The organism is Parendozoicomonas sp. 2304DJ65-17 (assembly GCF_058148445.1).
The window spans coordinates 10,214-33,459 of the sequence record NZ_JBYVJV010000012.1 but is presented as its reverse complement, the minus strand read 5'-3'; the positions used below and the strand labels follow the sequence as shown (position 1 = coordinate 33,459).

General features: G+C 48.4%; 17 protein-coding genes. 7 read left to right on the top strand and 10 right to left on the bottom strand.

Features of this window, described 5'->3' with window-relative positions; genetic code table 11:
• Positions 1–77: 77 nt before the first annotated feature.
• On the top strand, positions 78–1,022 hold the full coding sequence (locus ACY2RR_RS21880) for a Bug family tripartite tricarboxylate transporter substrate binding protein (RefSeq protein ID WP_490110320.1): 945 nt from the start codon (positions 78–80) through the stop codon (positions 1,020–1,022).
• A 56-nt stretch (positions 1,023–1,078) separates the two neighbouring features.
• Here ACY2RR_RS21880 and yghU read toward each other — a convergent pair whose 3' ends face one another.
• The gene (gene yghU, locus ACY2RR_RS21875; RefSeq protein ID WP_490110319.1) at positions 1,079–1,960 is read right to left on the bottom strand and encodes a glutathione-dependent disulfide-bond oxidoreductase; all 882 of its coding nucleotides are present in this window, start codon (positions 1,958–1,960) and stop codon (positions 1,079–1,081) included.
• 268 nt (positions 1,961–2,228) lie between these two features.
• Between yghU and ACY2RR_RS21870 the strand changes: the two genes are divergently transcribed.
• Both ACY2RR_RS21870 and ACY2RR_RS21865 read left to right on the top strand, forming a co-directional pair.
• Complete coding sequence (locus ACY2RR_RS21870; RefSeq protein ID WP_490110318.1) at positions 2,229–3,005, top strand: SDR family NAD(P)-dependent oxidoreductase; 777 nt, start codon at positions 2,229–2,231, stop codon at positions 3,003–3,005.
• A 41-nt stretch (positions 3,006–3,046) separates the two neighbouring features.
• Complete coding sequence (locus ACY2RR_RS21865) at positions 3,047–3,805, top strand: sulfite exporter TauE/SafE family protein (RefSeq protein ID WP_490110317.1); 759 nt, start codon at positions 3,047–3,049, stop codon at positions 3,803–3,805.
• Between the two features lie 45 nt (positions 3,806–3,850).
• Here the strand turns inward: ACY2RR_RS21865 and ACY2RR_RS21860 are convergent, their stop codons facing one another.
• On the bottom strand, positions 3,851–4,354 hold the full coding sequence (locus ACY2RR_RS21860) for an aminoacyl-tRNA deacylase (protein ID WP_490110316.1): 504 nt from the start codon (positions 4,352–4,354) through the stop codon (positions 3,851–3,853).
• 136 nt (positions 4,355–4,490) lie between these two features.
• Here ACY2RR_RS21860 and ACY2RR_RS21855 point away from each other — a divergent pair, with 136 nt between their 5' ends.
• Entirely contained in the window at positions 4,491–5,525 is a 1,035-nt protein-coding gene (locus ACY2RR_RS21855) for an ion channel (protein WP_490110315.1), read from the top strand.
• On the opposite strand, the gene ACY2RR_RS21850 is transcribed toward ACY2RR_RS21855, so the two are convergent.
• Entirely contained in the window at positions 5,522–5,887 is a 366-nt protein-coding gene (locus ACY2RR_RS21850; RefSeq protein WP_490110314.1) for a hypothetical protein, read from the bottom strand. The two genes, ACY2RR_RS21855 and ACY2RR_RS21850, sit on opposite strands and share 4 nt — an antisense overlap.
• Positions 5,888–6,155: 268 nt before the next feature.
• Between ACY2RR_RS21850 and ACY2RR_RS21845 the strand changes: the two genes are divergently transcribed.
• Positions 6,156–7,388 (top strand): serine hydrolase domain-containing protein, encoded by a 1,233-nt coding sequence (locus ACY2RR_RS21845; protein WP_490110313.1) that lies wholly within the window; start codon positions 6,156–6,158, stop codon positions 7,386–7,388.
• Positions 7,389–7,396: 8 nt separating this feature from the next.
• Positions 7,397–8,428 carry an AraC family transcriptional regulator gene (locus tag ACY2RR_RS21840; protein WP_490110312.1) on the top strand — a complete coding sequence of 344 codons (1,032 nt, stop codon included), beginning with the start codon at positions 7,397–7,399 and terminating at the stop codon, positions 8,426–8,428.
• 19 nt (positions 8,429–8,447) lie between these two features.
• On the opposite strand, the gene ACY2RR_RS21835 is transcribed toward ACY2RR_RS21840, so the two are convergent.
• Positions 8,448–10,454 (bottom strand): alkyl/aryl-sulfatase, encoded by a 2,007-nt coding sequence (locus tag ACY2RR_RS21835; RefSeq protein ID WP_490110311.1) that lies wholly within the window; start codon positions 10,452–10,454, stop codon positions 8,448–8,450.
• A 119-nt stretch (positions 10,455–10,573) separates the two neighbouring features.
• Positions 10,574–12,253, bottom strand: coding sequence for a hypothetical protein (locus ACY2RR_RS21830; protein WP_490110310.1), 1,680 nt, complete (start codon positions 12,251–12,253; stop codon positions 10,574–10,576).
• Between the two features lie 196 nt (positions 12,254–12,449).
• Here ACY2RR_RS21830 and ACY2RR_RS21825 point away from each other — a divergent pair, with 196 nt between their 5' ends.
• Positions 12,450–13,073: a LysE family translocator gene (locus ACY2RR_RS21825; RefSeq protein ID WP_490110309.1), complete on the top strand. Its 624-nt coding sequence runs from the start codon at positions 12,450–12,452 to the stop codon at positions 13,071–13,073.
• Here the strand turns inward: ACY2RR_RS21825 and ACY2RR_RS21820 are convergent.
• The 5 genes from ACY2RR_RS21820 to ACY2RR_RS21800 form a co-directional block, all read right to left on the bottom strand.
• A complete protein-coding gene (locus tag ACY2RR_RS21820; RefSeq protein ID WP_490110308.1) occupies positions 13,070–14,518 on the bottom strand; it encodes an NAD-dependent succinate-semialdehyde dehydrogenase in 1,449 nt (482 codons plus the stop codon). The two genes, ACY2RR_RS21825 and ACY2RR_RS21820, sit on opposite strands and share 4 nt — an antisense overlap.
• Positions 14,519–14,606: 88 nt before the next feature.
• Complete coding sequence (locus ACY2RR_RS21815; protein WP_490110307.1) at positions 14,607–15,122, bottom strand: aminoacyl-tRNA deacylase; 516 nt, start codon at positions 15,120–15,122, stop codon at positions 14,607–14,609.
• A 52-nt stretch (positions 15,123–15,174) separates the two neighbouring features.
• Positions 15,175–18,288 carry an efflux RND transporter permease subunit gene (locus ACY2RR_RS21810; protein ID WP_490110306.1) on the bottom strand — a complete coding sequence of 1,038 codons (3,114 nt, stop codon included), beginning with the start codon at positions 18,286–18,288 and terminating at the stop codon, positions 15,175–15,177.
• 107 nt (positions 18,289–18,395) lie between these two features.
• Positions 18,396–21,515 (bottom strand): efflux RND transporter permease subunit, encoded by a 3,120-nt coding sequence (locus ACY2RR_RS21805; protein ID WP_490110305.1) that lies wholly within the window; start codon positions 21,513–21,515, stop codon positions 18,396–18,398.
• Entirely contained in the window at positions 21,515–22,729 is a 1,215-nt protein-coding gene (locus ACY2RR_RS21800) for an efflux RND transporter periplasmic adaptor subunit (RefSeq protein ID WP_490110304.1), read from the bottom strand. The genes ACY2RR_RS21805 and ACY2RR_RS21800 overlap by 1 nt, the downstream gene beginning before the upstream one ends.
• Positions 22,730–23,246 lie beyond the last annotated feature (517 nt).

Sequence of the window (23,246 nt, the reverse complement as noted above, 5' to 3'; positions counted from 1 at the left end):
AAATATGCAGGAGTAAGCAATAGCTACTCCAACTTGATGATTAACCTGCTAATAAGAATGAATACAGGAAACTGACTATGAAAAACTTGAAAACGACACTGACTACTCTCGCAAGCGCTTTGGCTATTGTTGTATCTGCTGAAGCGGCTGCTGAATATCCGAAAAAGCCTATTAAGGTGGTTGTGCCTTATGGTGCTGGCGGTGACTCAGACTTAACTACCCGTATTTGGGCTGATGCTGTTGAAAAAGAGCTGGATGTGCCAGTGGTTGTTATTAACAAGCCTGGTGGCGGCGGTATTGTTGGTACGGCATTTGTCGCAAACTCAAAGAAGGATGGTTATACCCTGATTAATGCTGGTCTGGGTAATATGCTGGTGACACCCAACTTCAGCAAAACTCCTTACAAGTTCGATAGCTTTACCCCGGTTGTGAAAATGACGTCTGTGCCTCTGGCGGTTGTTGTGGCCAAAGACAGCCCCTACAAAACCTTTGATGACTTTATTGCCGGTGCCAAAAGTGAAACGGTAACCCAAGGTTCCTGGGGCGCTGCGTCATCCGGAACAATCCTTGCCTCCATCATTGCTGACCAGGCAGGCTACAAGCCCAAGTTTGTTCAGGCAAAAGATGGTGCTACCTCCATGGTATCGGTTGTTGGTGGTCATATTGATTCCGCGGTTTCATTTCCACCAATTTTCGGCCCTCACGTAAAATCTGATCGTGCCAGAGCACTGGTTATGAACCAGAAGATGGATGCCTATCCTGGAGTTCCAACCTTTGGTGACTACGACATTAAAGGTGACTTTGAAGGTTGGTCAGGCATTTTTGCACCCAAGGGCGTGCCTCAGGAAGTGGTAGACAAACTGGTAGCTGCCACCACTAAAGTGATGCAGGACCCTGATGTTTTGAAGGCCTATAAAAACCTGGGAGCCACAGTGGATTACCGTCATGGGGAACAATGGGTGGAAGATATGAAGGTGACTTATAACATCATGGACGAAGCTGCCACGAAGATGAAAAAATAAACTGCACCCTTGCAGTATGTGGTGCTCTTGGAAGCTTAAGAGCACCACTATCAAGGTCAGGTGTCTGTTGAATTCGCAACTTTATCCTGAGTTTTTGTTTCAAAATCAGAAGCATCATGCCGCTCATGCAACTGCTCTTCCGGCTCCCCCCATGTTCGGTTAACAATCTTGCCTCTTTTAACAGCTGGACGATCCTGAATCTCTTGAGCCCAGCGTTGCACATTGATATACGTGTCTGCTTCCAGAAACTCCGCCGCACTGTAAACCTCGTTTAAAACCAGCGCGCCATACCAGGGCCAGATGGCGATATCGGCAATGGTATATTCATCGCCCGCCATATAGCGGTTGTTTGCCAGATGTTTGTCCAGTACATCCAGCTGGCGTTTCACTTCCATAGTGAAACGATCGATACAGTATTCGATCTTTATCGGCGCATAAGCGTAGAAATGGCCAAAGCCACCACCGAGATAGGGGGCGCTGCCCATTTGCCAGAACAGCCAGGACAAACACTCCGCTTTCTTGGCAGGTTCTTTTGGTAACAGGGCACCAAACTTTTCTGCCAGGTAAAGAAGAATGGAGCCGGACTCAAATACGCGGGTTGGTTCTGCGGTGCTGTGATCAATCAGCGCAGGGATTTTGGAGTTGGGGTTAGCTTCCACAAACCCAGAACCGAACTGATCACCTTCAGTTATACGAATAAGGTGGGCATCGTATTCTGCTTCACTAATTCCCAGAGCCAGAAGCTCTTCGAGCATGACCGTGACTTTCACACCGTTTGGTGTTGCCAGGGAGTAAAGCTGCAGAGGGTGTTTGCCAACTGGCAGAACCTTGTCGTGTGTGGCTCCGGCGGTTGGACGATTAAGATTGGCCCAGGCTCCTCCGTTCTCGGATGTCCATTTCCAGACTTTGGGTGGTTCGTAGTTAGAATCTTCAGACATTGCGGCCAGCCTTTTGGTGTGAATGTAAAACCTCTATAGGGGTAACCAGTGGGGAAAACAAGGGCTTAAGATGTACTGATTATCAAAGTGTATGCAGTGTGCCGAAAACATAAACAGCACTGAGTCGGGAGTGCCGCCCCAAAGTATAAAATGTGAGGGCGCTTTCACGGTAAATTATGCAGCTTACAGTGAGCGTTTGCGTTAATGGCAATGCCTGTTTTTCCTCTAGAATAACGACTCCTAGAATAACAACGAGCGGGAGTCGAGTATGGATTTGCAGAACAAAGTTGCTGTCGTCACTGGTGGCGCGTCAGGTCTTGGTCAGGCTGCATGCCGGGCACTGGTTGCCAAAGGAGCCAGGGTTGTTATTTTCGACCTGAATGAACAGATGGCTCAGGCCACGGTTGAAGAGCTTGGAGCAGCAAATGCCAGTTATGCGATTGTTAACGTAACAGATGAAGCGTCTGTTGAAAGTGGCCTTGATCAGGCCATGAAAGCCTTTGGTGAACTCCATATTGTTGTCAACTGCGCCGGCATTGGTCCTCCCGCTAAGGTGATTGATCGTGAAGGTAACCCTTTACCTTTAGACAACTTCAAGAAAATTGTTGATATCAACCTGTTCGGTACCTTTAACGTATTGCGACTGGCTGCTGCCAAGATGCAGCACAATACTCCGTTCAATGAAGATGGTGGCCGTGGTGTAGTCATTAATGTTGCTTCTGTTGCAGCTTTTGATGGCCAGATTGGTCAGCCTGCCTATGCCGCTTCCAAGGCCGGTGTGGCAGGTATGACGTTGCCTATCGCCCGTGAATTCGCGCGCTATGGTATTCGAGTCAATACCATTGCTCCCGGATTGTTTATGACCCCAATGGCTGCCTCCTTACCTGAGGCAGCTATTGAATCTCTCAGTAATAGCGTGGAATATCCTAAACGCTTGGGTCGTCCGGATGAATTTGCCAATCTGGTTGTCTGCATGGCAGAGAATGACTACTTCAATGGTGAGACGGTTCGCCTTGATGGTTCTATCCGGATGACTGCGCGTTAATAATTATTAAAAATTACTCCTGAGCTAAGGATGTCCGGGATATGTACGAGCTGACACTGGTTAACGGTATTGCACTTTTGCTGGCAGGAGTGGCTGCCGGGTTTATTAATACTATTGCTGGTGGCGGCTCTATGCTGACCCTTCCCGCTTTAATGCTGCTGGGCATGCCAGCAGATGTTGCCAATGCCACCAATCGTGTTGGGGTGATGTTTCAGTCCATCACCGGATTGAAAGGTTTCCACAAAGAAAAGAAACTTGATACCGGTGCCATGGTCAGCATTGTTGTGCCAACTCTTATTGGTTCAGCGGTGGGGGCAGTGCTGGCATCCTGGTTACCGGTAGAAGTTTTGAAACCGGTTCTTCTTGGCTCTATGGTGATTATTGCGCTGATTATGGTGCTGAAACCTTCCACCATGAGTCCAACTGGCGACAATGTCAGAACCATTGCCTCCCATCCTCAGGCTTCTATTGGATTGTTTCTTGCCGGTGTATACGGTGGTTTTTTACAGGCTGGTGTTGGCTTTATGTTGCTGGCCGCTCTTGCTGGCAGTTTGCGTTATGATTTGGTGCGAGCCAATGCACTAAAGATTCTCTGTACAGGTGCCTTTACCGCAGTGGCTCTGGGCATCTTTATCTGGAATGATCTGATCCTTTGGGTTCCAGGTTTAATTCTTGCCTTGGGAAGTTCTGTGGGCGCGCATTTCAGCGTGAAGTTTGCGGTATCCGCTTCCCAGAAAACCCTGAGCTGGATTCTGTTTGTTATGGTTCTACTGGTTTGCGGCGCGGCCTGGTTTAGCTAGATAAATGTAGATGGGGCAGGGCGTTGTCAGCGCCCTGGTTGGGTATTAAAAAGCATCAACGTCTATTTCTTCATTTCTTTCTGGTCGGCTGATCTGGTCGTGGCGGGCATTGCTGGCTAGTTTGCGGAAGGTATCCCCCGAAACATGAATCAGTGTTTCGTGATCTCCAGCTTCCAGATACACATCTGATGAGCTGAGAAAACGATCATCCCAGATCATCTCCATATTAAACGCTTCTCCCATCGCCGGGATCGCTCCGGTTTTGCAATCTCTGAAACGGCTGATCAATTCATCTTCTTCGGCCAGTTTCAAAGGCGTATCCACAATATCTTCAATCACCTTCATATGCAGGCGGCGGTTAGCCGGGATGACGGCCATCAGGTAATTATCAACGGGGTCTTTCAGTACCACGGCCTTGGCCACGGTTTTGCTGGGAATATGAGAAGCAATCGCACTTTGAAAAGCGCTGGTGCTGCGGGTGTGGGTAATGGTGTCGTAGCTGGCTTGTTTCTGAGTCAGGTAACGGCTGAGGTTCTGTGACATAGTCATAGTGGCTGCTCTCCTGAAAGCAATTAATCACAGGAGTAGCCGTGAGTATAGTGGAGGGGGATACAGTTCAGTGCCAGAGGGAAAATAACACCTATAATTTTTTAAACTATAGGATTTGAATCAGGATTTTTGGCTCATGGATGCAGCTGAACAACCCGACGGCGGTGATCACCCAGATAAAGGCACTGACAAAAAGTCTTCGAAAAAGCTTCTGAACACCTGCATTTACCAAGGCTGCAAAGAACTTTGCCTGCCAGAGAAAACGGTTTGCTTCTGGCATGACCCGGACGCCGACAAAAGTGGCGATGATATAAAGTCCCGTCTGGAAAAAATGGCTCATGAAGGAAAGTCTCTGGCGGGATTTCGTCTGGCTCGGGCTAATCTGGAGAATATTGATCTTGGGGGCAAAGAAGGCTGTGGTGGCCCCGATATGAGCAATATTGATTTGTATCGTGCCAACCTTCGTCGTGCTCATCTGTTCCGTACCAATCTTCATGGGGCCCGGTTGCTGAAAACCGACTTATCCGGAGCCACTTTGAACTTTGCTGATCTGTCAGAAGCCAATATGCTGGGCATTCGCCTGGATTACTGCCGCATGGCTCATGTGGAATGGGGGCGGACGCTCTATCAGGAAAGGCAGCTGGCGCAAAAGCAGATAAAAAGAACACCAGAGCAAAAGCATATTCTTTTTGGTGAAGCCGAAGAGGTGTGCCGTAATGTCAGGAAAAGCTGTGAAGCCCATGGTCTGTTCGATGAGTCCGGGCATTTCTTTTATAAGGAAATGGTATTCAGGCGCTATCAATACCCATTGGGTTCCTGGCAGCGGTGGATGTCGAAAATCGTGGATATGCTCTGCGGTTACGGGGAAAAGCCTCTGCGGGTTTTTGCGTTTTCTACTGTGCTGGTGACAATATGCGCGCTGTTTTATTTCCTCTCTGGCATGACGTCTGGTGGAGAAATTATTAGGTTTGAACCAGGTAGCAGTCTGGCTGCAAATGTAGATGCTTTGTTCGATTCCCTTTATTTCAGCATGGTGACTTTCACCACTCTGGGTTATGGCGATATAACGCCCATGGGGCCGTCCCGAACTCTGGCTTCGCTGGAAGCCTTTATCGGTAATTTCTGTCTCGCGCTGTTTGTGGTGGTCTTCGTGAAGAAGATGACTCGCTAGGCCAGATTCGGCTCACAGGAACCAGCCGCCAGATATCTTACTCCACGATAAACCAGTCCATCGCTGTCAACCCTGTTGGGGTGTTCGTTAGAAACATCAACGCCGTAATAGATGTAGTAGAAACCATCTTCCGTCTGTACCCAGTCCGGGTAATCAATATTGTTGAAGTGAACGTGGCAGGGACCTTGAGCGATCAGCTCGGGGAGTGGGGGGGCGGGATCAGTCACATCCATAAGGTTGTAACAGATCAACCCGAGGATAATTGAAGCCGACAGGGCAATCATATAATTGCCTTCCATTGCTGAAAGCAGGGCGATCAGTAACGCAACAATTGGGGTTATCAGACGATACAGAAAACGCATGGCTCTTTCTGGCTGGCGTACCTGGACTCCAGCCCTCCTTTTTGACCCAGGCTGAATATACCACAGCACAGGAAAGTGAGATTTTGCGAGAGATCAGTTTCTGAAGCGCTCAATGCCTGCAAAGTGTAAAGTTGTATCCGTTATTCGTCAGGAAGAAATGGGTTTTTTTCAAATTCTCAGGTGCCCGGCCTGACGACGGAATACGGAAAGGGTATTCTGTCGCTATCTCTACCTATACGCCAAAAAATAAAATAAAAAGGCAGTTGTTATGTTCTCTCTGGCTGGTAAGCGTCCAATGCTGTTGTTAACCCTGATTATTGTTCTGGTTCTTGCGGTTGTTTTTGCTCCCCGCCTGCAGCGGTTATGGCATGTGATAACCCTTTTCAAAGAGCCGAACATCGTTGAAAACTTCCTCAATATGGACGCAATTCTGCCCACTAGAACTGTGGTGAAAGCAGATCAGCCCTGGCAGTTCAATCGCGGTGATATGCAGCTGCCGGAGAGTTTTCCTTTCAGAGGAAAGGACTGGAATACCGAAACCTTTATTGATTATTCCCAGACCACCGGCCTGTTAGTCATGCAGGGTGACTCGATCCTCTATGAGAAGTATTTTCGCGGGCATGATGAAAATACCCGACATATTTCCTGGTCTATGGCCAAATCTTATATCTCGGCTCTGTTTGGTATCGCCGTTGATCGTGGGCAAATAAAAAGCATTGAACAGCCGGTTACCGACTATGTGCCGCAGTTAAGGGAAAGCGGTTATGACAAGGTGCGTATCAAGGATGTGCTGCAAATGTCGTCCGGCGTGGAATTCAATGAAGACTATGGTGATTTCTATTCGGATATAAATCGCTTTGGCCGCCTTTTGGCTATTGGTGGTTCGCTGGATTCCTTCTCAGCCTCCCTGAAAAATGAACTGGAACCGGGAACCTATAACCGTTATGTGAGTATTGATACTCAGGTTCTGGCTATGATTCTGGTACGTGCCACCGGCAGAACAATTACCGAGCTGCTGGAAGAAAATATCTGGCAGAAAATCGGCACAGAGAATGACGCTTACTGGATTACAGACGACAAAGGTGTAGAAGTTGCTCTGGGTGGTTTGAATGCCACGCTGCGTGATTATGCCCGTTTCGGCCGCTTGTACCTGAATAAAGGTAACTGGAATGGCGAACAGATTGTTTCTGAGCAATGGGTAAAAGACTCCCTGACAATTGATGCCCCCCATCTGGAACCGGGTGAGAATGATATGTCTGATTCTCCCTGGGGGTATGGTTATCAGTGGTGGTTGCCGGAAAGCAGCGAAGGGGAGTTTATGGCGGCAGGGATTTATAACCAGTACATCTACGTGAACCCGACTCGTCAGCTGGTTATCGTAAAGAATTCGGCAAACTTCCGTTATACCCAGGAGCGGGAAGAGACCAAAGGGCAATCTCTGGAGTTCTTCAGGGCTGTAGCGGCACAGTTTCCACAATCACCTGTTTCAGCAGAGCAATAAATCAGCTTATGGATGCATTAAGTGGATACAGCACAATAGCGGCCTGGGCCTTGGCTATCTGCCGGGCTCTGGAAAATGCCGGTGTTGATCCTGCTCCACTTCTTGAAGAAGCCTGTCTGAAACGGGAGCAGCTGATGTCAGCCCCGGACGGTCGGGTTGCGATAGAAAAAATGACGACATTCTGGGGGCTGGCGGAACAGGCGACCGGTGATCCTGCTTTTGGGCTTACTGTGTCAAAATTTGTTTTACCAATACATCTCCGGGCGCTGGGTTTGGTAGTGCTGAGTTGTGACAATATGCTGCAGGCTGTTGATAAGCTGGCCCAGTATCATCAGTTGGTTTCGAATACTGTGAGTGTCCGAGTTGTTCATGAACCCGATCGTATAGGTTTTGTGGTTGACCCTTTAACCACGGTCACAATCAGTCCGTTGGCTATAGATGGTTTTTTTGCCACGATGCTGGGGTTTGCCCGACAGTTCGCTGAGCAAGAGAATCCTCTTCGCAGTGTTGAGCTTATACGCCCATTCCCGGTTAATGCCTCAGTATGGGAAGATTTCTTTAACTGCAATGTGGAATTTTCAAAGCAGACCAATTGTCTGTGGTTTGATCGCCAAGCTATGCAGCGGAGCTGGGTACAAGGTGACCCCACCCTTCTGGCAGCCAATGAAAATGTGGTGAAACGTTATTTACAGGATATGCAGGTTCTCAGTTGGCAGAAACGAGTTAAGCAATCATTGCGTAGTGTTATTGGAGAGCAGGAGCCGACTTTGGGAGATATTGCAGCCCAGTTTCACTTGAGTGAACGTTCTCTACGCCGCTTTCTGCAAGGAGAAGGCACCAGTTTTCGCCAATGTGTACAAACTGTCCGGCAGGATGTTGCCTGTCATTTGCTGGAAACCACAGAGTTTTCCATTGTTGAGATTGCAGACAGGGTAGGGTTCAGTGACAGCAGTAATTTTAATCGGGCTTTCCAGCGCTGGGTGTCTGTCAGTCCGAAGCAGTATCGTAAAAAAAAGGCACTCTCTACTGAGAGTGCCTGAGCTTTGGGCGTGATAAGGGTTACGGTGTAACGATTGCAAAGGTTCGGTCTGGTTTGTCGATCAAACCAAAGAAGCTAATCAGATCAAGCGTACTGCCATCCACACTGAGATCATCGGAAAACAGAATTTCCTTGGCTTTCGCCCGGCCAACAATAATGTCGATAAACATTTCTTGGGTCAGGGTGAGAGTAGCATCTGCTGTGTCAATCTCTCGGGCTGCCCGGTGATGGAGAACTGAGTTTTCTACCCAGAGGTAGTAACTCTCATTCAAGTCTGAAAAATTGATAAGAATTTTCAGGCTTTTATCTGCTGCATCTTCTGCCTTCAGGCTGGCAGCCATGGAAACGAAGAAGTTAGAAATCGGAGTCTGTACCAGAATATCTTTCATGGTCGCTGTGTCGAGAGCATCTGTTGTTTTGCCATTTCTCAACTCATTGGCGGCAGAAAGATACACATCACGCCATGGACCGGACTCGGCCTGATAACCCATCTGGTCGTAGGCTTTCGCCAGTAACTCTTTGGCTGCTTTGTTGTCAGGATCAGCAAAAACCAGGCGGTTGATAATTTCTGCTACCCAGCGGTATTCACCCTTATCGAATGAAGCCTGTGCCTGCTCGAGAAGCTTTTCGGCACCACCAACAAGTGAAACAAAACGTTCAGCCGACTCACTTTCCGGGAGCGGGTCGAGATGAGCGGGATTGCCATCATACCAGCCAAGGTATCCCTGATAGACGGCACGGGAGTTGTGCTTCAATGTGCCATAGTACCCCCGGTTGGAGGAGCTGGCTGCGAGGGTATCTGGCAGTTGCAGTGTTTCGGCAATTTCACCCGGTGTCATGCCTTTGTTCATATAGCGAACAGTCTGATCGTGGATGAATTTGTAGGTATCTCTTTGCTGCTTCAGGAATTCCTGAACATTTTCCTGCCCCCATACTGGCCAGTGATGGCTGGCGAGATAGACGTCGGCTTCTTGGAACAGCTCACGAGCTTCTTCAATATAACCACTCCACTTCAATGCATCCCGAACCTTGGCCCCTCGCAGGGTGTAGAGGTTATGCATATTCCGGGAGACAATTTCGCCACCATTAAAAGCTTTGTGCTCTGGCAGGTAGAAAGTGAATTCGGCTGGCGCTTCTGATTCCGGGGTGAACTGGAAAATAAACGGCACACCATCAATGGTCATTTCAGATGGTGTTTTGCCAATAAGTGTATTGGGAGCTACCAGACCAAAGGTTCCGAAAGCCGGACTTTTGCCAAGCCCTGATCCTAAATGCCCGGTGCTGCTGCGGGGCAGGTCTCTTCCGTACATATAAATTGCCCGTCGACTCATGGCAGTACCGGCAACGATATTTTCGCTGGTGGCTTCTTCCATAAAACCTTCTGGGGCAATAATAGGAATATCATCCTGAACAAGAGTTGCCTGCTCCAGCAGCCCCTGAATGCCACCAAAGTGGTCGAGATGGCTGTGGGTATAAAGAATGGCGGAGATCGGCTGGCGCTTAAGATGCTTCATAGCAAAAGCAAACGCTTCATTGGCCGTTTCTTTGGCCGTGAGTGGGTCAACAACAATCCAGCCACTCTTACCTTGAATCAAGGTCATGTTAGACAAGTCAAAACCGCGAAGCTGGTATACACCTTCAGTAACCTCAAACAGGCCGGCAATATTATTCAGTTCTGCCTGACGCCAGAGGCTTGGGTTTACGGTGTCTGGTGCATCGCCAGTAATAAAGTCATAAGCGGGAAGATTCCAGACCAGCGTACCATCGTCTTTATAAACCTGGAGTTTGTCAGGCTTAGCGATCAATCCTTTATTTGCCTGCTGATAATCAATATCAGTGAACTTAAGACTTTTGCCAACGTTCTGATTGGCTTCGCGGGTAAATTCACTGGCAGCTGATCCCTGGCTGTTGGTCTCTGTATCATCACTGCAACCTGAAAGACCAAGAGCGGTGAAACCTGTCACGGCCAGAACCGCCGACAGTTTTGAAAAACGAACGAATGGAGATGAACTTCGATAAGACTTCATAGTTCTGCTTTTTGTTATTGTGGTGGCTAGGAGTCTAGGGAATACAGGGGAATTCGTCATAGTTTCTAACGGCCACAGAATAGTCCCAAATGACTCACCCGGACTTATGTGAAATGACTTTAACGGCCTGAGCTGCGAAGAGGAGTCTTCAAAAAATGCTCTATCTTTGTCTTGTTCCAGTTACCCTCGGGAGGAAATATTTCTTCTTGCTGTAGCTGGGACATAATAAACCGGTACCCCAAACCAATTTCATTCAACATCTCTATTCGCTCTGAGATCGCAGCTGTATCTCCTTTTTTTGCGTGGGCTATCAACACTTCTACATAGAGAGAATCTTTCTTTATTTGTTGATAACGGGTGAAATCCAGCCTTGTGATCGGAATTTGAAACTCGCGGAGTTTTGCCCTCTTTGGCGGTGGTGGTAATGGAGCCTCCGACTCTTCAGAAGCAACTGGGGCTTTATCGTGTTCTTCCACTAACAGGTAGTCCCAGTCATATGATTGGGTTCCAGGGATAAATACTTGCCGCCGTTTTAAATGGCCTGCAATTGTTCCAGGATAATGGTGGAGTCTTTTCATGTACTCCATTATTGCCTGAAATGCTGCTTCATCACCTTCGTTGGCTCTTTCTATTAGACTTCGGAATACGCCTCCGGGGTTTTTCCCTTTGACACTTCGCCGAAGAGTCTTAACCAGAATTGATGTTTCAATACCCAGTATTTTTTCAACATGATGGAGCTTCCATTTGGTTCCCATTGGGCAAGGGATTTGGTTGGTATTCAAAATTCCTGCAATATGTTTGGCCGGAACCCTGGTTGTTAATAGTTTTATCAGCCAATAGGTGGCGTTCCGACTATTCAAATCGTTGACTTTAGCCTGAGTAATTAAATCTTCTCGCTGGCCTCCGTTAGGATTCATCAGAGCCAGAGAATATAACGCTTGAGGTGTATCGTTGGTTAACAGCTTTCTTACGTAATCTGCACTGACATGACCTGCTGATAGACCGGCATTACCCAGAAGCCTTTTTAGTTCAAGGGCAGGTCTTGAAAACAGAATTTTCCTGTCTCTGAGAATAACCAGTAAAGAAAGAATAATTTCTCCGGAAACCGGGTTTTTTTGTGTGTATTTAATAAGTTCGGCATCGCTATATACCGCTCCTGTCATATTGCCCATATCCTGGTAAAAAAGAACCAGTGATGATTGCTGCTCTAGGGTCATCAACTTGAAGCAATGATTGATAAACCCTTTAAAGTTATTGAATAGCCGCTTCTGATAAGTGATCCCTTCTTGCCAGGGGTAGAGGGAAGATTGACTCAGGGTTTTTGTACGAACAGGTGGAAGTTCTGGCTCTGAAACTGTTTCTGTTTCGCCTATCAGACTAAAGAAATCTGATATATTCGGAACCAGGCATGCACTACTGGCTGTACTTGAAACCGTTGGGGGAGCAAGGGACTCCATAATCAGGTCAAAGTCAGGAAGTAAGCCGTCTTCAAGTGAGGCGTAACTCTGGGATATCCAGGTTTCCCAGTCACTCTGTATATCCATGTCTGGGGCAAAACTTGATGCTTCGCTGCTACAGAATATGGGAGATGGCTCTACTTCGCTGATAGACGATCTCCTGAGTATGGCAGGGTCGTGGTCTGGCAGATGCTCTCTTGCTGTTCTGATAGCACTAAGGAGTGGAACATCAGGAGCCAGTGCTACATCAGAACCTTTAGACAGGGGCTGATCCTCTGGAGCAGCACAAGGGGGTTCTGGAGGTGGTGAAATACTACGCTCCTCTTTTGTACAGCTTTGCATATTTTCTTCCCCGTTTTATGCGGTAGCCAACGAATATCAGATTACTAAAAGCCAGGGTTTATCCCGAAGAAACATAGTTGTTAGACATTCTCACAATTAAGTTTCCTTTAACTCCGGAATCAATCTGAAAACTCTATACAGTCAGGTCTGTAGAGGAGCACAATATGCGGAAAGAAAAATAAAGCAGGCATCCGTTGTGCAATTTGAAAACTGGCTGGCTTTCTGCGCGATTGCATTTGTAGCAACAGTGACTCCTGGCCCGGCCATTCTTTTGGTGGTAACAAATACCCTGAGGTATGGGCTGCTCCGCACTGTCTGGACAATGGCCGGAAATATCTCTGGGTTGCTGTTTATGTCTGCCTGTTCTGTGCTTGGTATCAGTGCCCTGATCATGTATTCCACACTGGCGTTTACGCTGGTGAAACTTGTTGGAGCGGGTTATCTCGTTTATCTGGGAATCAAACTTTGGCGCAACGGCATTCACTTTCATGTGGATGCTGTGAAAGCTGCAGGTGAAGAGAAAGCAGCAAAGCTTTACTTACAGGGTTTGATGGTTTCTCTGACTAACCCTAAAGCCATAGTGTTTACATCGGCACTTTTCCCTCAGTTTATTTCTGTATCTGAACCTCTTGGGTTGCAGTTTCTGATTATTGTGACAACGTTTATGGCACTCTCTTTTCTATGTCTGTTTTGCTATGGCGCTGTCAGCCAGTCATTAAAAGACCGGTCGCAGCACGCTCTGAATGGTCGTGCTGCCAGTCGGTTTTTGGGAACTGTGTTTATTGGAATGGGAGCGTTGCTGGCTGCGGTAAAGCGCTAAGCAATACCACCCATACACAGGTATTTCATTTCTACGTAGTCGTCTATGCCGTATTTGGAACCTTCCCGGCCATTGCCGGACTCTTTCATTCCTCCAAACGGTGCCACTTCTGTAGAAATAATACCTTCATTGATGCCGACAATGCCGTATTCCAGCTGTTCACTGACTTTCCAGACTCTGCCAATATCTCGAGTGTAAAAGTAACAGGCCAGCCCGAACTCGGTATCGTTGGCCATAGTGATAGCTTCGTCGACAGTAGAAAAGCGAATGATTGGAGCAACTGGGCCAAAGATTTCTTCCCGATAAACTCTCATTTCAGAAGTTATGCCGGTTAAAACGGTAGGTTCAACAAAACTTCCACCAAGCGTTGAGGGCTGGCCACCTGTTACAACGGTTGCTCCTTTTTCGACAGCGTCCTCAATAAGGTTACAGACATTCCGGGAGGCTAATTCATTAATAAGAGGGCCAATAGTTACCCCATCATCAACACCATTACCCAACTGGAGTTCTTTTGCAGCTTTAGTCAGCCGTTCAACAAACTCATCATAAATGGCGTCCTGCACCATTATGCGATTAGCGCAGACACAGGTTTGCCCGGCATTACGGTATTTGGAAGCAAGAGCTCCAGCGATTGCGGCATCAAGGTCTGCATCATCAAACACAATAAAGGGGGCGTTGCCCCCCAGTTCCATTGAGGTTCGCTTAACGGTTTCGGCACATTGTTTCATCAACTGTTTGCCAACAGGTGTAGAGCCAGTAAAGGTGACCTTGCGCACTTTAGGGTTGGAAGTCAGTTCTGCGCCAATCTCTGTAGTATTTCCTGTGACAATATTAATAACACCGGCAGGAATGCCAGCCTGTTGTGCCAGTTCGGCAATAGCGTAGGCAGACAGAGGTGTTGCGTTGGCAGGTTTGCAGACAACTGTGCAGCCTGCAGCAAGAGCAGGAGCGATCTTGCGAGTCAGCATGGCGCAGGGAAAGTTCCAGGGAGTAATACAGGCCACAACGCCGATAGGTTCCCGGGTCACAATAATTCTTTGTTCACTTTTGGGGGCGGGAATTACATCTCCGTAAATTCGTTTGGCCTCTTCAGCAAACCATTGCAAAAAGCTTGCAGCGTAAGCGATTTCCCCACGAGCCTCGGTAAGAGGCTTGCCCTGTTCTGCAGTCATCAAACGGGCAAGAGCTTCCTGGTTTTCCATCATCAGGTTATAGAGTTTTAACAGCAGGCTTGAACGTTCTTTCGCGGTGAAATTTCTCCAACCATTCAATGCTTTGGCGGCAGCATCTATTGCTGAACTTGTTTCTTCCTGGCCACAGTGAGCTACATGATCAATAGTTGCACCTGTAGCAGGGTTGCTTACAGGCAGAGTGGCTTTGGAAATGGCATCTGACCACAGGCCATTAATAAAGCACTTTCCGCTGAGGGATGATGTGTCGTACATGATATTTAGAGTTCTGGTCTGTTAGTTTTTTCACCCACTGTTAGTGCTGGTAGCTTGTTCTGATTTCCGGAGATAGGCAAGAGACTTGTTAGATGTCGGAATTGGTCGCTGAACATTTGTATGCATCCAGGTCTTCAGGAGCACAGCTGATAGTATCGTGAATCTGATCCTGCATAAGCTTCTGGTACTGCTCCCTGTGCATATGAACCAGTTCCCGGTGGTTCCCGCCTTCCAGATAAATATCCGTCACCGAGGAAAGGTTGTTATCGCAGGCTGTCATCATTCCCCATGGTTGCCCCATGGCTGGGATAGCGCCAGGTTTACAGTCTGCGAAAAGATCCTGCAGGGTATCTTCTTCAACCAGTTTCAGATGTCGGTTCAGGTTGCGGTTCAGCCAGTTGAGCATTAGTTTGTTATTGGATGGCATTACCGCCATTAATAAACCGCGATCATCTTCAAGCACAACAGCTTTTGCCATTGTTCGTATTGGGATACAGGCGCTGTGGGCTGTATCAAGAGCGCCTTCTGCGTAAGGGTGAGAAACAACATCAAAATCTACATTACTGCCTTCAAGAAATTCTGAAAGACGTTTGGCGATGGTCATGTGAAAACTCTCAACGGAAATACCGAACCGCTGGTCAAGTATATGCAAGCTGTCAGATATCGTCGGGGCTTTTGTGATTTAATTTGATTTTCTCTCTCATCGCCTGAGTGATTTGAAAAAAGCCCGGAGTGAGCAGGGTGCTTAATAGCGCTACACTCAGCATACCGCCGAAAACAGTTAATCCTAATGAATAGCGGCCATTTGCACCCGCACCAGAGGCTAGCAGTAACGGTACAACCCCCAGTACAAATGCCAGCGCTGTCATTAATACTGCCCGAAAACGAATACGTGCAGCCTGTTGAGCGGCGGCTTCTATGGAAAGACCTGATGCTCGCAGGTGGGCTGCAAATTCAACAATCAAAATCGCATTTTTGGCAGATAATCCAATTAACAGAATCATGCTGAGCTGGGCATAGATGGTGTTGTCTTCACCCATCAGGTAAAGAGCTCCCAGTGCTCCAATAAGGCCAAGGGGTACGGACGCTAATACTGCCAGCGGAAGGGCAAGGCTTTCGTACTGAACCACAAGAAAAAGCCAGGCCAGAAACAATGCAAACATCACCACTGTGAATAACTGATTGCCTGCTTTCGATTCTTCCAGAGACAGGCCAGACCAGGCGTAATCAAATCCGGCAGGCAGATTACTGCCCAGTTCTGCCATGACCTTCATAGCGTCTTTTGAACTGTACCCCGGAGAGTGCTGGCCGCTGATTCGCGCAGAGCGGAACATATTGAAATGCTCAATCACCAGTGGTGCTTGGTGCAGTTCCACATCCACAAGAACTGACAGGGGAACCTGTTTGCCATTTTTGCTGCGAACAGTGACATGTTCCAGTGTATCTGTGCTTTGCCGGAAACTGTCTTTGCCCTGCAGGATGACGGGGAAACTCCGGCCAAATCGTTCGAATTCACTGATATAGAGAGAGCCAAAGTGACCTTCCAGGCGGGTGGCAATATCTTCCAGATCAACCCCCATGGTTAAGGCTCTGTCTCGATTTATTTCCAGATGAGTATGGGGGTGGCTGCTGTTAAAGGTGCTGAATGCCAGACCAATTTCTTCACGGCTGTTGGCTTCGGAAATAATGCTTTCTATAACCTCATTCAGTTCAGAGTGAGGGTGTCGTTTGCGATCCAGTAAACGGAATTCAAAACCACCAAGGTAACCTAGGGTGGGCATGGAAGAAGGTGGTACGGGAATAATAGTCGCATCATCTCGCACACCAATCTTTTCCATGGTGTGTGCCATAACGGCGTTCTGGGAAAGCTCTTTCGTTGTGCGTTCTTCCCATGGAGTGAGGATAGAGACGACCATGGCTGTATGACTGGATTGGGTGAGAGTGACAACATCCAGCCCTGTAACGGCGACAGAATGCTCAATACCAGAAATGTCTTTCAAGGTATCAGTCAGTTCCTGGGTCACTGCGCGGGTCTGGCCGAGAGAGGAGTTATTGGGGAGACTGACCAGTAGATAGAAAAAGCCCCGGTCTTCGTTGGGAACAAAGGCTTTAGGTAAAGCTTTGAACCACCAGGTACACAGGGCAAGAACCAGAAGAAAGGCAAGAATAACCAGGCTTTTCCGGTGCCCCAGCCAGACAACACAATTCATGTAATGATTCGTGCATGCGGTAAAGAACGAGTTTGGTTGAGCTATATGCTTTTGTTGTACTGGTTTAAGAAGAAGGGCGCACATCACTGGGCTAAGGGTCAACGCACAGATTGAGGAGATAAGAATGGCTCCGGACGTGGCGACTGCAAACTGTTGATAGAAATGTCCGGTGGTGCCAGCAATAAATCCTGCTGGAATAAATACAGCTAACAACACCAATGTTGTGGCAATAACTGGCCCAGTTACCTCTTTCATGGCCGTGATTACTGCTTCGTAAGAAGAAAGGCCTTCCTGCATATGACGCTGAACGTTTTCAGTCACAACTATTGCGTCATCAACAACAATTCCCACGGCCAGAATCAAACCGAACAGGGTGATGGTATTCAGCGAATAATCCAGCAGGTAAAGAATGGCAAGGGTACCGATAAGGGAAACAGGAATAGTGACCGCAGGGATCAGACTGGCTCGCCAGTCTTTCAGAAAACCAACAATTACAACAATCACCAGGAAAATAGTTATTAACAGGGTGATGGCCAGTTCATGCAGCGATTCTTTTACAAAACGGCTCATGTCATAAGGGATGACATAATCCATATCTTCAGGAAAATCTTTTGCCAGTTTTTCCAGCGCGGCATTCATCTGTTTTGAAGCCTCAATAGCGTTGGCACCGGGTTCCAGATAGACCATCAGATTTGAGCTGTACTGGCTGTTCATGGTTTCAATGGCGGTGAAGGTTTCGGAGCCTAATTCTATTTGAGCAACATCTTTTAGGCGAACGAGGTAGCCATTGTCAGACTTTCTCAGCACTATCTGCTCGAACTGTTCCGGTGATTCCAGACGCCCGGAGCTTTCAATAACGTATTCAACCTGCTGGGTGGAAGGGGCTGGAAACTGGCCAATATGACCTGCGGCCAACACTCGGTTCTGGGCTCTGATGGCATCCTGAATATCATTGATGGTGATATCAAAGTTGGCCATTTTTATCGGATCCAGCCAGATACGCATGCTGTATTGCTGTCGACCAATGGTATAGGCATCGCCAATGGTCGGCAGGCGGCGCAGCTCGTCAATAATGTTGAATTTTAGGTAGCTGGCTAGAAAGGTGGTATCCCATGTGCCACCGGGGGAGTGGAAGTTTACATAGGCCAGTTGGCTGCTGAGACTCTTCTGAACAGTTATGCCGTTATTCAAAACTTCCGGGGGGAGTTTGTGGCGGGCTCTCTCGATACGTGATTCCACCAGATGCTCAGCTTTGTCTGCATCGGTTCCAACCTTAAAGAAAACCTGCAGGGTCATGGTGCCATCGCTGGCCGAGGTGGAGTTCATATACAACATTCCCGGAACCCCATTCACGGACTCTTCCAGCTCCGTGGTCACCCGGCTTTCAATGACGCTGGCACTGGCACCGGGATAAAAAGCCTTCACCTCAATGCGAGGAGGGGTGATGTCCGGATATTCAGTCAGGGGTAATTTGGGGAGGCAGAGCAATCCGGCCAGCACAATAACCAGAGAGATCATAAAAGCCAGTCGGGGGCGTGCCAGTATCAGGCGTGTCAGCATGGGCAGGTTGTTCTTTTTTCATTCCTTACCCAAAGATAGACAGAACCCGGCGCTAGGGGGAATCTAGAAGCCGGGTTCTTTGGTTTTGTGAAAGAGCTTTTAAAGGTTTATTCCTGAATATGCTCCAGGCCGTCTTTGGCTTTCTCACGCATACCCTGAATAATCCGATAGAGAATTGGCGTCATCAGGGTACCAATAATAGTTGCTGCCAGCATACCGCAGAGTACGGTCATACCCAGAGATACCCGGCTTGCGGCACCAGGGCCGGTTGCTACAACCAAGGGCAGAATACCCAGAACAAAGGACAGAGCTGTCATCAGTACCGCACGGAAACGCAGGCCTGCGGCTGTCTGGGCAGCATCCATAATACTCAATCCTTCTTCCCGTTTAGTCATGGCAAATTCCACGATCAGGATGGAGGTTTTCGCCGCTATACCTATCAGCAGCACCATACCTATCTGGGCATAGATATCGTTCACCATATGGGCAATGGTCATACCCAGAGCGGAACCGAAGATTGCAATCGGTACTGAAGCAATAACGGAGAAAGGAATATTCCAGCTTTCGTACTGTGCCACCAGGAACAGGTAAACAAACACGATAGCCAGAGCAAACAGGATAGGTGCAAGGTTTCCTGCTGTAATTTCCTGTCGGGTCTGACCCGCCCATTCGAATGTGTAACCATCGGGAAGATTGTCAGCCAGCTCGGTCATCACCCGGATAGCATCACCGGTACTGTACCCAGGAGCGGCTTCACCATTCACCGTGGCTGAACGATACAGGTTGAACCGGTTAATGGAGGTTGGCCCCTGAATCGGCTTCATGGAGACCATGGTAGACAACGGAACCATTTCCCCGGCGCTATTACGCACGTAGTAGTTCTGCAGGTCTTCCGGTTTACTCCGGTAGAAGTTTTCAGCCTGCATTATCACCTGATAGATGCGGCCAAAGCGGGTGAAGTCGTTGATGTACAGAGAGCCAAGCTGAGCCTGCAGGGTGAGATAAACATCTGAGATGTTTACGCCCATAGACTTCACTTTGTCCCGATCAACTTCAAGGAAGTATTGGGGAACATTGGCCCGGAAGGTACTGAATACCCGGCTGAGTTCCGGCTGCTGGTTGGCTTCATAAATCAGACCATTAAGTACCTGGGCCAGTTCTTTAGAATCTCGCCCCATGGTGTCCTGCAGGCGGAAATCAAAACCACTGGTTGAGCCAAGGCCGGGAATTGGTGGCATTTCAAAGGCAAAGGCTTCAGCATCCTGCAATGCCCAGAGCATCCCCTGCAAGCGACCAACAATGGCTGCCGGTTGCATTTCCGGTGTTGTGCGCTCATCCCAGTCTTTAAGTACAACGATACCCAGACCGTTATTGGAGCCAGCGCCACCCAGAAGGCTGAAGCCGGTTACCCCAATGTAGTTCTGAACCGCTGGATCCTGTCTGACCATATCGGAAATCTTGGCCATAACATCATCAGTACGGTTGATCGAAGCCGCATCAGGAAGCTGCAGATTCACAAACAGGAAGCCCTGGTCTTCGTTTGGCACAAACCCCGTTGGCAGCTCTTTTAGCAGGTAACCAGCAGCTGCAAGAATCACCAGGAACAGTACGCCAATACGAGCGGCACGTTTCAGCATCCAGCCAACACTGGCTTTGTAACCACCAGTCATACGGCCAATAAACCGCTCCAGTGGTTGCAGGAAACCAAGGTGTGTCATCTTGTCTGCGCGCAGCAATGTTGCACAAAGAGCCGGGCTGAGAGTTAGTGCGTTAATAGATGAAATAACCACCGCAACAGAAATCGTCACCGAGAACTGTTTATACAGTGTTCCGGTGATACCCGGCATAAAGCCAACGGGCACAAATACCGCCAGCAGAACCAGAGTGGTGGCGATAACTGGCCCGGTTACTTCCTTCATTGTGACCCGGGTAGCTTCCACCGGGTGCATACCATCGGATATATGCCGTTCAACGTTTTCGATAACGACGATGGCATCATCCACCACCACCCCGATAGCCAGTACCAGGCCGAACAGGGATATAGTGTTAATGGAGTATCCGAGCACATTCATAATGGCGAATGTGCCTACAAGTGAAACCGGAATAGCCAGAGTTGGAATCAGGGTCATCCGGAAGTTCTGCAGGAACAGGAATACCACCAGAATAACCAGAGCCACGGCTTGGAACAGGGTTGTTCTTACTTCCTCAATGGAACGGGAGATAAAGTCTGTGGTGTCGTACAGGACGGAGTATTCCAGTCCCTGAGGGAAACTCTGGGAAAGGCGTTCAACTTCGTCACGAATATTCTGTGCAACCTCGGTGGCGTTGGCTGAAGGCAATTGATAAGCCACCAGGAAGGCGGTGGGAGCACCATCAAGCCGCGCTTCACCGGAGTAGGATTGAGTTCCAAGTTCAATCTTCGCAATATCCCGCAGGCGAACAATGGAGCCATCGGCATCCGCACGAACAATCGTGTTACCAAACTCGGCCTCCGTTTTCAGGCGACCCTGACTTTGGATGGTGTACTCAAACTGTTGATCTGGGAGTGTAGGGCCTTCACCGAGTTTACCGGCGGCAACAATCAGGTTCTGTTCCTGCAAGGTGCTTTGAACGTCAGTAACAGTTATATTCAGTGCATGCATGCGATCAGGGTCAAGCCAGATGCGCATACTATAAGTTTGCGCCCCCATAACCTCCATTTTGCTGACACCGGGTATCCGAGCCAGAGGCTCGCTGAGGTAATTACTGGCGTAATTACTCAGGAACATGTTGTCGAAAGTTCCATCAGGAGAGTACAGGTTGATACCCAGCAGCATATTGGTGGACTGCTTAAGTACGCTGATACCCTGACGGCGAACTTCTTCCGGTAGTTTGGGTTCGGCAAGAGATACCCGGTTCTGGACGTTGACCTGAGCAATGTCATCATCAATACCGGATTTAAACGTTACGGTTATTGTTGCGGAACCATTGTTACTGGCCGTGGACTCGATATAAATCATGTCCTCTACGCCGTTTACCTGCTCCTCGATGGGGCGAATAACCGACTCTTCAACAACCTGGGCACTGGCTCCAGGATAGGATGCGGTAATCTGCACCTGTGGAGGTGCAATCTCTGGGTACATATTGACTGGCAGGGTAAACAGGGACAGTAAACCGGCCAGCGTGATAACAATCGATATGACAAAAGCGAACTTGGGTCGCTTTATAAAAAAGTGACTGAACAGCATTATTGCGCCTCACTGCTCACATCAGAGGTTTTCTCTCCAGCTTTGGCTTGCTGGGGATCGCTGAGAGTGCCGGTTGTTGTATTGATGATTTTCAGGGTTGGGTTAACAACAACGCCGGGTCTGACCTTTTGAAGGCCTGCAACGATAATCTTTTCACCGGCTTTCAACCCTGATGTGACAACCCACATAGGGCCAATACGGCGACCTGTTTGAATAATGCGGGTTTCAACCTTGTTTTCAGGATTTACAACCAGAACAAAACGACCCTGCTGGTTTTCCTGAACGGATGCCTGAGGGATCAGGGGCATATTTTCTTTCTTAGTACTGTCGACCATCAGTGTGACGTAGAGGCCGGGCAGCAGAAGCTTGTCTGGGTTCGGGAAAGTCACCCTCAGGTTTACCGTACCGGTGGTTTCATCCACTTTGATATCGGCAAAATCAAATGTGCCGGGCTCAGGGTAAGTGCTGCCGTTAGGAAGTTTCAGTGACAGGTCAAACTCGCTGTTGGTGTCACCTTCACGCTTGTGGGATTGCTGGTAACTGATCAGCTCTTTTTCATTAATCTGGAAGTTCACATACATTGGATCCAGCTTAATAAGCTCAGCTAGTGCAGAGCTGCTAGGCCCAACCAGATTGCCTACGCTGTAAGTTGCCTTACCTATGCGGCCGGAAAATGGCGCGCGGATTTCTGTATAGGACAGATTAATACGGGCTGTTTCCAGTTGGGCTTTGGTTGCTTCAACATTCGCTTTGGCCTGGGCTTCCGTGCTGACCAGCTTATCCAGATCTGATTTGCTGATGTGGCCTTGTGGGAACAGTTCTTTACCACGATCCAGATCGGCCTTGGCCCGTACTTCTTCGGCCTGCGCACTGCTCAGGTTCGCCTTGGCCTGGCTCAGGGCGGCTTTAAAAGGTGCCTGGTCAATCAGGAATAACAGTTGATCCTTTTTAACTGTTTCCCCTTCAATAAACCCTCTCTTCTCAATAAAGCCTTCAACCCTGGCTCGAAGAGATACTGTTTCACTGGCTTCTGTTCGGGCGACAAACTCATTGTACTGGCCAACAGGTTCTTCGTTTACGGATATTACCGAAACAGAAGGTGCAGGCATTTGCCCTTGCTGGCCAGCTTGCTGGTTGTCCGAACAGCCGGACAGCAGTACCAGGCCAAACAGTACCGAGGCTGTTTGCAGGGGTAGTGTTCTCAATTTCCACATAGCGGTTCTCAATGTCTACAGGTATCCCTTTCCGGGAGAGCATTTTTAAACGTTATATAATTGTCGTGTAATGCCGGTGGTGGTTCTCAAAGCACGAAGCCCCTGATGTCATGGGATATCCCTGACTCAGAGGCAATCATAAAATTTTTATAATTTTCAAGACTCCACCAATGCAACGGAAACAGGTGGTTATGACAAAACAGGCTTTTCAAATGAGGCTACGACAATCAATCGGGCAAGTCTAGCAGGAGCCCGAGGTAACAAAAGGGTAAATGCCTAACATCTGATTCTGGTCAACTGGTACAGGAGCATAGCTCACATCCCTCTTTGTATAGGTATGAAAATAATAAACGGGTTTATGCGCAAAAGTGTGCTGAATATGTATCGGTTTGTCTTACCTAGGGGGAAATACGGTAATGGAGGAGGAATGAGCAGGAATTTTGAGGCATTTCTTGTTGTAGTGGAGTCCCGAATGGTGACCTCGGTCAACACTCCTTACGCTTGACGAATTCTTTAC